This window comes from Planktothrix sp. (assembly GCF_046067725.1).
In the GTDB taxonomy this organism is placed as follows: Bacteria; Cyanobacteriota; Cyanobacteriia; order Cyanobacteriales; family Microcoleaceae; genus Planktothrix.
In genome coordinates, this window is record NZ_JBJUDF010000222.1 from 1 (window position 1) to 14,182 (window position 14,182).

Consider the following 14,182-nt stretch of genomic DNA (forward strand, 5'->3'; position numbering starts at 1 on the left):
GCCTAGCATAATAAAGAGCGCAATTGTAGACCTTGTTAGATTCTGAACAAAGATACTTGATAATCGCCTCAACATCACGATTGGTATGAATTAGAACCTGTTGACAACCATACATTTTTTGTCGTTTACTGTAATATGATCAACATTATAGCTATTAAATAGAAAATTGACAATGAGAAAGAAAAGTTTTGAGTATCAACACTATAATCACTCTATCGGACTGGCTATTGTCCATTTGGTTTTTGTCCCAAAACGAAGAAAGCCTGTTCTCAAAAGCGATATTCGGAACAGACTTTATCAAATTTGGCAGGAGTTGGCAACGGACAAGAATTGGAATATTCGAGCTTGTGAGATAGCTCCTGATCACGTCCATCTTTTTATTGAGTTTCCCCCAACAATCCCAATTCATTTAATTGTTAGGTTTTTAAAAGGCAGGTCTTCTAATTTCCTTCGGAAAGAATTCCCTGAATTATTGAAACTACCTAGTTTATGGAGTAAAAGTTATTTTTTTAGTACCGCAGGTAATGTTAGTGCAACGACCATTCAGAAATATATTGAAGATCCGCATCACCATTAATTGAATGCGGATAAATCCGCCGAGTCACTTTTCCGCCTCGCTCTGAAGAGACGCGGCTACCAAGTTTCCCGTCTATTTCTTGTGTAATCATGAAGGCTGAAACGAGGCTAAAAATTAGGTTCACGAAAAGTGGCTTCAAAATGCCTACTCTATCCCAGTTTCAGGGGACAGTCTTTCAACTAATAGAATCCCGTTCTCAGGACTGAAACAATCGTAGAAAATCGCAAAGCTTCAGAAAATCATCACTTTCAACCCATAAAAAAAACAACCCCATATCGGGGTTGCTCATCCACTAAATCAACTTAATTAAAGCTTCGTTCCACACTCAGGACAGAAATTATTGCTGCCGACATTTTTCGCACCACAATTGCTGCAATACACTAACTCAATCGTTTCTAAATTTGTCCGTTCGGGTAAACCAATCATTTGAGCATTGCTCTTACCGGGTGCAACCATGGGATAACAGTTTTCATCCCGTTTCACCTGCACATCCATCAATACTGGGCCATTGAACGCCAGCATTTCAGCAATCGCATCCTTTAACTCCTCCCGTCGAGTCACTTTAATTCCCTTCACGCCGTAGGCTTGAGCCAACATCACAAAATTAGGCATTCCCGGCTCCATATCCGAAGAAGAATAGCGCTCGCCATAAAAGGTTTCTTGCCACTGACGCACCATGCCTTGCCAACCATTATTGACAATCACGGTTTTAACATGAATCCCATATTGAGCCAGGGTTCCCAACTCCTGAATATTCATCTGAATACTGGCATCTCCAGCCACACAAATCACTTCCTGATCAGGAAGAGCCATTTTGGCTCCCATCGCCGCAGGCATTCCATAACCCATTGTTCCTAAGCCAGCACTAGAAATCCACTGACGGGGGCCATTCTTTAAAAATTGGGCAGCCCACATTTGATGCTGTCCCACATCGGTTGTGTAATAAGCTTGGGGGGCCATTTTCCCCAAAGTATCGATTACTTCTTGAGGAGAGAGGAAATCGTCATAGGTTGGCACAATTAACGGATAATCTTCGCGCCAGCGTTGAATGCGTTGTAACCATTCCGCCGTTTGGGTGATTTCCGTTCCCCCTCCGGTTTCATGACATCGACGTAATAAATCCACTAACACCTGTCTAACATCCCCAACAATGGGAACATCAGGAGCTCGGTTTTTCCCAACTTCCGCCGGATCAATATCAATATGGATGACTTTGGCACGGGAAGCAAATTCATCTAGTTTCCCGGTCACTCGGTCATCAAAACGAGCACCAACCGCAATTAATAAATCGCATTCAGTGACGGCAAAATTAGCATAGGCTGTGCCGTGCATTCCTAACATTCCCACCGATAAGGGGTGATTTTCATCAAAAGCACCCTTACCCATGAGAGTTGTTGTCACCGGCAAATTAAACAATTCTGCTAACTCTTGAATTTCCCCATGAGCTCCAGCAGAGATTGCACCCCCGCCAACATATAATAACGGTCGTTCGGCTTGGCGAATTAATTTAATCGCTTGATTAATTTGACGGGTATTGCCTTTGACCGTAGGGCGATATCCAGGTAAATTAATTTCCCCCGGATTAACAGGAATATAATCAAATTCTTCTAAACCAACATCTTTAGGAATATCAATCAGCACAGGGCCAGGACGTCCACTACTGGCAATATGAAACGCCTCAGCGACAATGCGAGCCATATCTTTAGGGTCACGCACCACATAGGAGTGCTTGACAATCGGAAGGGTAATACCATAGATATCTGTTTCTTGGAAGGCATCGGTGCCAATGGCGGGACGAGGAACCTGTCCCGTAATGATCACCATCGGAATTGAGTCCATGTGGGCCGTTGCAATTCCGGTGACTAAATTGGTTGCTCCTGGGCCAGATGTGCCAAAACAGACTCCGACTCGACCCGTCGCCCGTGCATAACCGTCCGCCGCATGGGCAGCACCTTGTTCATGACGCACGAGAATATGTTGTAAATCCCCGGTGGCTTCAAAGCGATAAAGTTCATCATAAATGGGTAAAATCGCCCCACCCGGATAACCAAAAATATGCTTGACGCCATGACGTTTCAAACTATCCATCAAGGCATAAGCACCCGTTGCCCGTTTTGCCGCTATTTTAGTTTTTAGTTGCACAGTAATTCCTCAAACTGTGTTTTTGTTGACAAGGGGGTAGGTTTTTCAATCAGCCGAACAATCCTAAAAAAGATTTTGATCAACCTGCCCATACAATAGTGTTTTTATTTTAAAAGCTACTAAGCTCTCAAGCTTGAGAAACTGCCACTTTTAACAAGATTTTACATTGACAGTCTATTGGCGTTTTGAAGGAAATCACATCTCGTTTTACCCGGCTGAAAATTAGCGAATGTGCATATCGATTTTTAAAGCGTCAAGCCAACTGTCTAAAGTATGGTAAAATCTCTCTGGCTCCGGGGCTAGTCCCCACCTTTTCCCATTTTTGAATCTGACTGAGATCAAATTCACACACAGGGTCAGGGGGAGCAGACCCATCTTCCATTTTGGAGATAGATTGTAGCATATTTTACAAATAACAGTCTCTTGGCGGTGATATCAAAAGATAAAATGCCAAGTGACGGCTAAACGAAACATTCAGCTTTAGGAGTGAGGATCTTGAAAAAGATAGAAGCAATTATTCGGCCTTTTAAGCTTGATGAGGTCAAAATCGCCCTAGTCAATGCAGGTATTGTTGGGATGACCGTTTCTGAAGTTAGAGGTTTCGGACGTCAGAAGGGTCAAACGGAACGTTATCGGGGTTCGGAGTATACCGTTGAGTTCTTGCAAAAACTCAAAGTCGAAATTGTGGTTGAAGATAGCCAAGTGGAAATGGTCTTGGATAAAGTCATTACCGCTGCTCGGACAGGGGAAATTGGTGATGGCAAGATCTTTATCTCTCCGGTCGAAGAAATTATCCGCATTCGGACTGGAGAAAAGGACTTAGAAGCGATTTAATCCTTTTCAAATCCATAAAACGGGAAACGATATATAGCAGGAGTCAGGAGTTAGTAGACTTGGCGACTGCTATATAACTTTCTTGTTTCATGATTTGTTCCCTAATGCTTGCAGTTGCGGTAAAACTCCCTGAAATGCTCGACCGCGATGGGAAATTTCGTGTTTTAATTCCGCAGGCATTTGGGCAAAGGTCATTTGAAATTCAGGGACATAAAAAATCGGATCATAACCAAACCCCCTGGTTCCCACCGGTTGATGAGTAATCGTTCCTTGACAAATCCCTTCATATTGGATTGCAATGGAACCATCGGGACGTGCCACCACCACAGCACAGATAAATTGGGCGTTTCGGTTGGGAGTATCCCCCAGTTCCTTGAGCAGTCGCACAATACAGTCCGCTTCTGTGGCTGCATAACGGGCAGAATATAGCCCTGGTGCACCCTTTAAGGCATCAACAGCTAATCCAGAATCATCGGCGATCGCCCATTCTCCCGTTGCTAACGCTACTTGTGAAGCCTTTAATCCAGCATTTTCAACAAAAGTTTTTCCGGTTTCTTCTATTTCTAAATCTTTCGGTTTAAGCTGTAATTCAATCTCTAAACTTTCCAAATAAGCTTGCATTTCCTTTAATTTACCTGGATTTCCAGTTGCCACAATTAATTTTTTCATGATTATATTAACTATTATTAGTAATTGTCATTAATTCGTAATTATTCAAAAACTGATAACTGATAACTAATCACTCTTAGAATTGATTCGCCCAAGATGAAGCCCAGTTGAGAGTTTCCTGAACTTGATCCAAAGTTGGCGCTTCACAATAAAGACGTAATACTGGCTCTGTCCCACTAAAGCGAATTAATAACCAACGACCATCGGCGAGGCGGTATTTGTAACCATCAACCATCAAACAATCAACCACCGTTTGTCCTGCAATTTCCTGTAGCGGTTGAGTGTCCAACTGTTCCACCAAGCGCGATCGCACTTCCATACTCGCTAAAGGTAAATCAATCCGATCATAAGCAGAATCAAAACCCGTTTGTTGTTGTAACCGTTGATAACTTTGGGTCGGATCTTCCCCCGACTGTACCATCGCTTCTAAAACATACAACGCCGATAACAACGCATCTCGTTCAGGAATATGGGTTCCATACCCAACCCCCCCAGATTCTTCACCCCCAACTAAAACTTCAGTGGTTAACATTCGATCCGCAATATATTTATAACCAATCGGAGTTTCATACAACGATAAATTAAATAATTGGGCAATGCGAGGAATTAAATCAGAACCACTGACGGTTTTAACAATTTCTCCCCTCAATCCTCGACGAGTTGATAAATGTTCAATTAAGACCGGAATTAAAATTTGAGAACTCAGGAAATTACCATTTTGATCAACGGCGGCAATGCGATCGCTATCCCCATCAAAAACAAACCCAATTGCTAAACCCCCACCGGAATCTCGAAAAGCCACTAATTGTTCTAATAGATCAGGAATATAACGAGGTAAAGGTTCCGGTGCACCTCCCCCAAAATAAGGATCACGATTGCTATTAAGTTCGTGAACTTGATCTCCCAATAATTGAGTTAATCCGCCTGAAGCCGCCCCGTGCATCACATCTGCAAAAACCGTGATTTTTCCTTGATTCAAAGCATCTTGAATGGCAGTAATATCCACTTTAGAACGCAAGGTTTCACAATAACTCGGCCAAGGATTAAAATGTTCTAAAGTGCCAGGTGTAGCCTCCACAACAGGAGGATCGGGTAATAACGCTTCAATTTGTTGGGTAATTTCTGGCCCCACAGACCCACCAAAAGCACCTTTAACTTTTAACCCTAAATACTTACCCGGGTTATGACTAGCGGTTAAGACGATCGCACCTAACGCTTGTTGTTGATGAGCAATCAAGGAAAAAGCTGGAGTTGGAGCAAAAGTTTCACTCAGTTTGACATCAAATCCGGCCGATTGGATCGCTTCAGCGGCACATCGGGCAAATTCTTCAGCTAAAAAGCGCCGATCATAACCGACAATCACCGTTCGGCTTCCGGTACTTTCTCCATAGGTTTGATCGAGAATTCGAGCCGCCAAAGGAGCAACTAAAGCGACTCGTTCAAAAGTGAAGTCCGCAGCAATCACGCCTCGCCAGCCATCGGTTCCAAATTTGATGGGTTGAATCATCATAAATTTTTTCACTAAACGTTGAACTAAGAATTTAGAATTAAGAACTAAGAATTACACCCTCTGAGCTTTTTTTAGCATAAGTTAAATTTTTCTTAATTCTCAATTGTCAATTCTTAATTCAGCGCTAACATCCTGATGACCTAGAAAAATGCAGGTTGGTGGCGAATCAAATTCAGGAATTCTTCACGGGTTTTCTGCTCTTCTTGGAAGATCCCAACCATTGCACTTGTCACTGTCCAAGATCCTGGTTTTTGAACCCCTCGCATCGCCATACACATATGGGTTGCCTCCATGACAACGGCTACTCCTTGAGGTTCAAGAATAGTTTTAATTGCTTCTGCAATTTGGCGAGTTAGACGTTCTTGAACTTGCAGACGGCGGCTGTACATTTCCACAATCCGAGCCAGTTTGCTTAACCCAATCACTTTTTGATTGGGAATATAGGCAACGTGCGCCCGACCCATAAAGGGTAACATATGGTGTTCGCACATACTGAAAAAGTTGATGTCGCGCACCAGCACCATTTCTTCATGGCCTTCATCAAAAATCGCGCCATTGACGAGATCTTCGAGGGATTGATTGTAACCACTGGTTAAAAACCGCATGGCTTCAGCTACCCGTTTTGGTGTTTTGAGCAACCCTTCCCGTTCAGGATCTTCACCTACACCTAAGAGCATGGTGCGAACGGCATCCATCATTTGTTCATCACTAACTTCGGTGCGGAGTTGAGAGTGAGTATTTTGACTATAAGATAAAGTCCGATCAGGTCGAATGGGAAAGCCACTGGTGTCTTCATTGTTAACCCCCTGATTGAGGGTTTCTAACGTTTTGACGCCATTGGTGCTTGGTGAGATAGTCATGGTGTATTTTGAGCTATGTTTAGAAACAACAAAAGTGAACGGTTTTAGAATCGGCATAGAAAACGATTCAAAACGTGCCGACGCTCGGCATTAAGGTTAATTCTTCAATGACGGCAGTGCTCGGCAATAAGGCAACATGGAGAATGGACTCGGCGACAATCTCCGGTGTTAGCATGGCTGTACGATCAAAATCTGCTTGAACAGTTTCGCTATCCCAGATGGGAGTATTCACAGAACCTGGACATAAAGCTGTTACCCGAATACCATTTGATCGCTCTTCCAAAGCCAAGGTTTTCGATAAAGCCATCAAACCAAATTTACTGACGCAGTAGGCGCCCCAGTTGGGAAAAGCTTGTACACCAGCAATGGAGACAACATTAATGATCGTTCCGCTTTTTTGATCCCGCATTCCTGGTAAAACTCCTTTGACACACTGGAAAACACTGGTGAGGTTCAAATCAATCACCCGTTGCCAGTCTGCTAGGGAGGTGTTGATTAAATCTCCGGTGTATCCCATACCTGCGTTATTGACCAAGATGTCAATCGGGCCAAAAGCAGCCACAATACTATCAATTTGGCTATGAACTTGTTCAACTTTTGATAAGTCCAGGGGAAAGGCTGTGGCTTCCACCCCAAAAGTTCGGGCTGCTTGGGCTACCGCTTCTAAGCGCTGTTCATGGCGACTGACTAATGCAATGTCAATCCCAGATGCCGCAAAGGCTAGGGCTGTTGCCCGACCAATACCGCTACTGGCTCCTGTGATCAAGGCTCTTTTGTGAATGGGAGAAGTCATGTAGGTTCTAAGTCGTCTCCAATGGGAGTTCAACAGATGTCACAAATCTGTCAATTACTAAATCTGAGAAATGTGTAAAGATTTGTTACCTCTGTCATTATATCATCAAAGGAATTGTGAATTTTACATTTTTTTAAATGTCAACTTTGTTCTCCCGCCAGGTTCTGAAGATTCATGGTGACTGGGTTGAGTTGCTGGACACTGCCAGGGGTTTCCCAAATGCCGAATACACTTTTTTGAGTCCCTTCATTAATTATATTGATAGGTGTCACAATCTGTTCTAGGGTGTTGTAGCTGATCGAGTTCGGTTAACTGTGGCCCAGAAGGTTTCAATCTGTTGATTGAGACGAACAATCCTATCCAAACCTAGAAGAAGAATACTCAATACCAGGGCAAAGAATGAACCACTAATTTTAACGTCTCAAGGAATTTTGTTACTCATATTTTAACCGTTCGGATTCTCTAACTGGTTCCTTTTTCTCCCTGGTATTGTCGTAGATTTAAACCTGAGCTTCTGCAAAAACGCCAATATTTCTAAACTTCTGATAGCGCATTTCTTGACGTTGCTGGGGCGTTAAGGCTAGGAGTTCAGCTAAGGATTTCAACAAAGCATTTTTGAGCAGTTCTGCCGCTTTCAAGGGGTTACTATGCGCTCCCCCATCGGGTTCGGGTACAACTTCATCAATAATGCCTAATTGTTTGAGATCTTGGGAGGTAATTTTCAGGGCTTGGGCGGCTTGGGGAGCTTGACCTGCATCTTTCCACAAAATCGCAGCACAGGCTTCTGGGGTCGCGACGGTATAGACAGAATGTTCTAACATCAGGAGTTTTTCCCCAACCCCAATTCCTAAAGCCCCACCGGAACCGCCTTCACCAATAACCGTACAAATAATCGGAACCTCTAAATCAAACATCTCTCGGAGGTTATAGGCAATGGCCTCCCCTTGACCCAGTTTTTCGGCGTCTACCCCAGCCCAAGCCCCAGGAGTATCAATAAAGGTCAGAATAGGCATTCCAAAACGGTTGGCGTGTTCCATTAACCGCATGGCTTTACGATAGCCTCCAGGGGCTGCCATGCCGAAATTACGGGCAACATTATCTTTGGTATCTCGCCCTTTTTGATGACCTAGAATCATCACAGGTTGTCCCCCTAAACGGGCTACTCCTCCCACTAAGGCTGGATCATCATAGCCTCGGCGATCGCCATGCAGTTCCATCCATTCATCGGTTATGGTTTGAATATAATCTAGGGTACTCGGTCGTCGGGGATGGCGAGCCAGTTGTAGCCGTTGTAGGGGAGATAAGCTACTGAAAATTTCTTGTCGCAGTTGGTTAGCACGGGTTTCGAGTTGTCGAATTTCTTCGGACACATCTACACCATTTTCACTCGCCAATTGACGAATTTGGTCAATACGGCTTTCTAGTTCGACTAAAGGTTTTTCAAAATCTAGGAGAATTGGTTTTCGATTGGATGTAGCCACACTCAAATTTACTATTATAGGGGTGAATATGAATAACTATTTTACAGTGGAACGGGCATCCTTCCCGTCAATCAAAATAATATTAATAAAATAATGTTAATAAAAATAACAGGCATCTTGCCTGTTCCACTGGTAGTGATAGTATAATTTAAGCGGCTAATAATTGTTGATAAAAAGCTAATAATTCTTGAGCGAGTGCTTGATTAGTATAGTGAGTCATTGCTCGTTGATAGCCTTTTTCTCCTAACTGTTTAGTTAATTCTGGCTGGGTCATTAACTGATAGAGAGCATCTTGTAAAGCTTGTTGATTTCCTTCTGGAAAAATCAATCCAGTATCGGAAATAACATGGGGAATTTCCCCTGAGTCGGAACCAATAACAGGAACTTGACACCCCATTGCTTCGATTAAAACATGACCAAATTGTTCTTTCCACCCTACCGCCGTTAAGGTTTTAAATTTATAGGTAGTTTCCGAGGGTAAAACCAAAGTATCCATCAGATTAATATAGCGTTGTACCTGATCATGAGGGACACTTTCAATTAAAATTAATCGATCTTTAAAGCCAAAATTTTCAGCGATTTCTAAAAGTTGCGATCGCAATTCCCCTCGACCTAATAAAACCCATTTCCAAGGATAATCTTTTAACCCAGCTAAGGCTTTTGCTAAGGTCATTAATCCTTTTTCTTCCACAAAACGTCCGACAAAACCGACCACAAATTCATCCGGTTTAATTCCTAATTCGGCTTTTAATTCCGGTTGTGGTTCAGGTTTAAATAAACGTTCATCAATGCCTAACTGTGGCATTATTTCTATCGGCTTATTGTATCCTTTTTGACGTAAAATATCTTTACCATCTTGATTTCCGACGATAATTCCGTCAGTATATTTAAGATTATAAGATTCTAGGAGAGAAACCGGAAATTTCAATTCATAGGGTAAATTCCACCAAGTAAAAAAGACGTTTTTGGCTTTTAAACCCAGAAGGTTATTTAAGGTAATCAATTGAGTATAAGTTAAAGCTTTAGAACCTTGTTCAACTTGAATAATATCTGGTTTAAAAGTTTTCAACAGGGAGACTAAATCTAAACCAAAGGTGAGTAAACCTTGGTTATTTTCGCTAAAATTAGAGAGAGGAACAACCTTAAAATTCCCTTCATCTAAATATTGACACTCTATAATTTTGTTTTGAACTCCTCCGGGTCGCCAACGTTTAGGGACAACAATGGTAACTTCAATATTGGGTTGTAAACGAACTAAAGCTCTAAATTTTTCTCGATTTAAGTCAATAATATAAGTATGGCTGGTCACTAAAACTTTCATGAATTTTCTCCTGATTAACTGTTTTATTTTTAACACGCACCCTGAAGGGTTGTTGGGTTTCACCTCCTAACGTGCAGTAACCCAGAGTCAGATTATTAACGGTCTTGTTGGGTGTAAATTTGTCCTTGATCCCAAAGGGACGTGATCCAGGTTCCTAACGCTTTAATTAAGCCTAATTTATAAAAGAAAAAGCGACTAATAATTTTTAAAGGAGAGCCACTTTTATTGCAAGGAGGGTGTCCCAAAACATGACAATCAAATAGTTTAGCAAAAAACCGGAAACATTGACCCGGAGTTAAATTTTTTAACCCCATAAAAAAGTGATTATGATAAAAGGTCACTTGATATTGGAGAGAACGGGTACTAATATCATGACAGCCTCCGGCTTCTTCTCCTAAATGAATTAAATAAGCTTCTGGGTCATACCAAATCAGATACCCTGTTTTTCTTAATCTTAAACAAAAATCTGATTCTTCGCGGACTGCACTGCCTTTAAATCGTTCATCAAAGGTTAACTCAAATTGATCAAAGATTTCTCGGCGGAAAGACATATTACATCCTCTAGCGGAAATCACTTGTTGAGGTTTAATAGTATGAACTAAATCAATATGATACCAAGCAATGCCGGGATCATAAGCTTCTGGAGGTAAATTTTCAATCGTTAATTCTCCACCCGAATCACTTAATTTCATCCGATCAAAAACTCGTCCTGCGACAGCCCCAATCTTTTCGGGTGCAGAGGTTTCTCCTAGGATATAATTCCGAGCATGAGCCATTAAAAATCCGTCAGGAAGTTGAACATCATCATCAATAAATAACAGAATATCGCCTTGAGATCGTCGCACAGCATAATTTCTAGCACCGGGTAAACTTGCCCAATCTAAACGATACCATTTAATTTTTTTTGTTCCGGCTAACTGTTCTAAATAAGTTTGGGTTTCGGGTTCATGGGTTGAGGTTTGATCTACGACTAAAACTTCAAAATAAGGATAGGTTTGTTTGAGAACTTCTGCTAAAGTATCTCGTAAGACTTGTTCTCGGTTGTAGGTAGGAATAATAACAGAAATTAAAGGTAAGTTCATGAGTTTTTATCCTTAAATTGTTTAACCATTGATGGGATAGTTTTTCTAAAAAATTACTCTCAATGCACCAACGGAATGATTCAGATCTTCATTTAGGAATCTGGATCGAGTTCACCTGCTTCAATCAGTTTTTTCCGCTCTTCCCGATCAATTTCGGGTAATTTAAAGAGAACACCCGCAAAATACCAATAATAAACCGTGACTGGATCAACATCCAGAGGGTAATAATAGGTATTGTAACTAATGATTAACACAAAAACCCAAAAACAAGCTCCAAAACTTCGTAAATTTTTATCTTTAACAGAACGATAGGATTTAAACCCAATAAGAGTCATGGTTGTTACTAAATAGAGAAAACCCGCCACTCCAATTGGCCCAATTTCAAAAATCAGTTTAGGATAGTAGGTTTCAATTAACTGAGTTTTACCAAAGATTCGGGCTGAATTAGTAGCACGTCCCATTCCTTTTCCTAAAATTCCTTGTTGGCCTCCGCTACTATGACCAAATTGTTCTGAGATGAAATCTGTGGGAGGGGACGCATTCCAACGACTGACAAAACTATCAACTCGTTCTTGCAAAAATTCGGGGCTGGCTGCGGCTGCAATTCCTAACACTAAACCGAGTCCAGCAAGGATGGGAAGAAATCGTTTTAAGTTAGCAACTTGTCCGGTTAAAACTAATAGAATAATCGTGACAACAGGAACTAATGCTAAGGCAATTCGTTGACCTGAAATCACAGCATTTACAAATACCATTGCCATTCCGCCTAAACCCACCATTCGCCACAGGGGGGAGGGATCACTAAAGGCACTGGCAAAGGTGAAGAAAGCATTAGCAATTAAGAACCAAGCCCATTGCCAAGGTGCAACAAAGGTTCCGGGTAAACGAATCATGTTTTGGGAGGGACTAAACACTAAAGATCCGCCGACAAAACATTTAGCATCAATGGTTGCTTTAAATAAATCATCCCCAGTTAGGTGATCGGTTCCTTTGCAACGACCACTAGCCAGCATTTGATATTGGATGACTCCTAAAACACAACAAATGATGGCTAAAACCAAGGTTAAACGAGTTAAAAATAAGAGTTCTTTTTTGCCTTTAATTTGATAGTAAGAACAGGTCATTAAGGGGAGGTATCCAATAAATGATTTTAGTCCCATTAATCCTAATAAAATCGGTTTATCTCCCCCTTCTGGTTTCAGTTGTTGTATCCCATTTACTAATAGCAACGTTAACCCACAGATGGCAAGAAGTACCATCAAAGGTTGCTTAATACCCTTTGGAATAATGATGGGCATTCCTTTTCGTTTCCATTCGTTATATTTGGCAAATAAGGCTGGAAAATAAAAGCCATCTTTAGCAAGTTGAAAAATTGGGCTACCACCACCGATCCAGTAAGTTACTGTGCCATTAAAAGGTAAATAAATTAAAAATCCCCAGAGAGCAAAATTTGGGTAAAGATAGGATAGGGCGACAACTAGAATTCCGCCACCTCCGGCGATTGCTAATTTGGGGCCAGCAACCACAAATAACAAGACCCCAACAATAGCGGCGGTCGTGATAATTCCTGACGATGAAGAAATAACTTTTTGAATCGCTTTTGCTCGTTGCTTTTGGCGAAGTTTAATTTCTTTTTTGCTTAAGGTTGGTTTTTTGGGTTGAGATTTTTTTTTAACTTTATTTCGCTTTTTTTTTGTTTTTATAGGCATATAAATAAGAAAAAATAAGCCGAAAAATCGGAGAGTTTTTGATGAGTTTTTGGGGTTTAATCTTATGGCAGTATTTAGGGATACAAGGAGACAGATGAGTGGCTTTTTTAACTCTTATTTACTGTTTCCTGTTCCCTGTTTTTAACGAATATATTGTAGATTCATTTCCCGAATTTGAGCCGATTCATCATCATATAAAAACGGTAAGTAAGCATACCGAATACCCTGAGTAACTGGAGTTGCTTCATGTAAAAGCGAACATGAAAACACAACGGCTCCTCCTGCTGGCGCATTGTAGGTTTGACGACCAAACTCTGGAAATCGCAGCAGTCCTCCCTCATACTCTCCTGTATTCAAATTCAGGGATACAGCAAACTTTCGATGGGCGGTTCCTTTGGTGGTGTTATCTCGATGGGGGCGAAAAAAACCTCCACTGCTGCTATCATAACAAGCCACAATATGGCGCTCAATCCGGGTGGCTTTAATTAGTCACCTAAACGGTTAAGACCTAGACTGATTATGAAACCTAGACGGTGAAATGTTGTCCTGCTGTTCCCTCTGGTTTAGTAGAACTGAATCAAAAAACCCGGAAAAACCGGGCTTTTTTAAAATTTTTGACTTCTGTTATTAACCGTTAAATAACTAAATATTGCTGAACAACTGCGACTAATTGTTCTGCCCAATAATTGGCTAAATCAGCGTTGGAAGCTTCGACCATAACTCGAATTAAAGGTTCGGTTCCTGATGCGCGAACTAAAATTCTGCCTTGATTTCCCATCGCTGATTCTGCGGTTTCAATGGCTTTGATCACAGGTTCACACTCTTGCCAATGACGTCGTTGATAAACATCCTCAACCCGGATATTTTTTAATAATTGAGGATAGGTTTGGAAACTATTATCTACTAATTCTGCTAAAGACTTACCCGAACGTTTAACTAATGTTGCTAAATGTAAAGCTGTGAGTAAGCCATCGCCACTGACTCCGTAATGGTGACAGAGAATATGTCCTGACTGTTCGCCGCCTAACATCGCCCCAGTACGTTTCATTTCAGCGTGAACGTGCTGGTCGCCGACGGGAGTCCGCATTAGTTGGCCCCCGAACTGTTGCCAAGCTCGTTCAAAGCCCAAATTGGCCATCACCGTTGAAATAATTAAATTTTCGGGAAGTTGTCCAGCTTGGCTGAGGGTTTGGCCCCAAAAATA

12 protein-coding genes and 1 pseudogene are annotated in these 14,182 nt (G+C 41.6%); 2 read left to right on the forward strand and 11 right to left on the reverse strand.

Annotation, left to right across the window (positions count from 1 at the left end):
* The first annotated feature begins 172 nt into the window (after positions 1-172).
* A complete protein-coding gene (gene tnpA / locus ACKPEB_RS13725) occupies positions 173-577 on the forward strand; it encodes an IS200/IS605 family transposase (RefSeq protein WP_408965492.1) in 405 nt (134 codons plus the stop codon).
* 306 nt (positions 578-883) lie between these two features.
* Here tnpA and ilvB read toward each other — a convergent pair whose 3' ends face one another.
* Positions 884-2,719, reverse strand: coding sequence for a biosynthetic-type acetolactate synthase large subunit (ilvB, locus tag ACKPEB_RS13730; RefSeq protein ID WP_408965493.1), 1,836 nt, complete (start codon positions 2,717-2,719; stop codon positions 884-886).
* Positions 2,720-3,214: 495 nt separating this feature from the next.
* Here ilvB and ACKPEB_RS13735 point away from each other — a divergent pair, with 495 nt between their 5' ends.
* Positions 3,215-3,553, forward strand: coding sequence for a P-II family nitrogen regulator (locus ACKPEB_RS13735; protein WP_408965494.1), 339 nt, complete (start codon positions 3,215-3,217; stop codon positions 3,551-3,553).
* A gap of 87 nt (positions 3,554-3,640) precedes the next feature.
* On the opposite strand, the gene rdgB is transcribed toward ACKPEB_RS13735, so the two are convergent.
* From rdgB to glmM, 10 genes and pseudogenes are all read right to left on the reverse strand, one after another.
* On the reverse strand, positions 3,641-4,222 hold the full coding sequence (gene rdgB, locus ACKPEB_RS13740; protein WP_408965495.1) for an RdgB/HAM1 family non-canonical purine NTP pyrophosphatase: 582 nt from the start codon (positions 4,220-4,222) through the stop codon (positions 3,641-3,643).
* Positions 4,223-4,298: 76 nt separating this feature from the next.
* Positions 4,299-5,729, reverse strand: a complete 1,431-nt coding sequence (locus ACKPEB_RS13745) for a phosphoglucomutase/phosphomannomutase family protein (RefSeq protein WP_408965503.1) — start codon at positions 5,727-5,729, stop codon at positions 4,299-4,301.
* 143 nt (positions 5,730-5,872) lie between these two features.
* Positions 5,873-6,592 (reverse strand): GTP cyclohydrolase I FolE, encoded by a 720-nt coding sequence (gene folE, locus ACKPEB_RS13750; RefSeq protein ID WP_408965496.1) that lies wholly within the window; start codon positions 6,590-6,592, stop codon positions 5,873-5,875.
* Between the two features lie 67 nt (positions 6,593-6,659).
* Positions 6,660-7,385 (reverse strand): SDR family oxidoreductase, encoded by a 726-nt coding sequence (locus ACKPEB_RS13755; protein ID WP_408965497.1) that lies wholly within the window; start codon positions 7,383-7,385, stop codon positions 6,660-6,662.
* A 500-nt stretch (positions 7,386-7,885) separates the two neighbouring features.
* Entirely contained in the window at positions 7,886-8,866 is a 981-nt protein-coding gene (gene accA, locus ACKPEB_RS13760; protein WP_408965498.1) for an acetyl-CoA carboxylase carboxyl transferase subunit alpha, read from the reverse strand.
* A 148-nt stretch (positions 8,867-9,014) separates the two neighbouring features.
* A complete protein-coding gene (gene hpsO, locus ACKPEB_RS13765) occupies positions 9,015-10,187 on the reverse strand; it encodes a hormogonium polysaccharide biosynthesis glycosyltransferase HpsO (RefSeq protein WP_408965499.1) in 1,173 nt (390 codons plus the stop codon).
* A 95-nt stretch (positions 10,188-10,282) separates the two neighbouring features.
* On the reverse strand, positions 10,283-11,269 hold the full coding sequence (gene hpsN / locus ACKPEB_RS13770; protein WP_408965500.1) for a hormogonium polysaccharide biosynthesis glycosyltransferase HpsN: 987 nt from the start codon (positions 11,267-11,269) through the stop codon (positions 10,283-10,285).
* 92 nt (positions 11,270-11,361) lie between these two features.
* A complete protein-coding gene (gene hpsL / locus ACKPEB_RS13775; protein WP_408965501.1) occupies positions 11,362-12,978 on the reverse strand; it encodes a hormogonium polysaccharide biosynthesis protein HpsL in 1,617 nt (538 codons plus the stop codon).
* A gap of 141 nt (positions 12,979-13,119) precedes the next feature.
* On the reverse strand, positions 13,120-13,434 hold the full coding sequence (locus ACKPEB_RS13780; protein WP_408965502.1) for a 2OG-Fe(II) oxygenase: 315 nt from the start codon (positions 13,432-13,434) through the stop codon (positions 13,120-13,122).
* A gap of 178 nt (positions 13,435-13,612) precedes the next feature.
* Positions 13,613-14,182: pseudogene (gene glmM, locus ACKPEB_RS13785) on the reverse strand (phosphoglucosamine mutase); the annotation flags it as partial.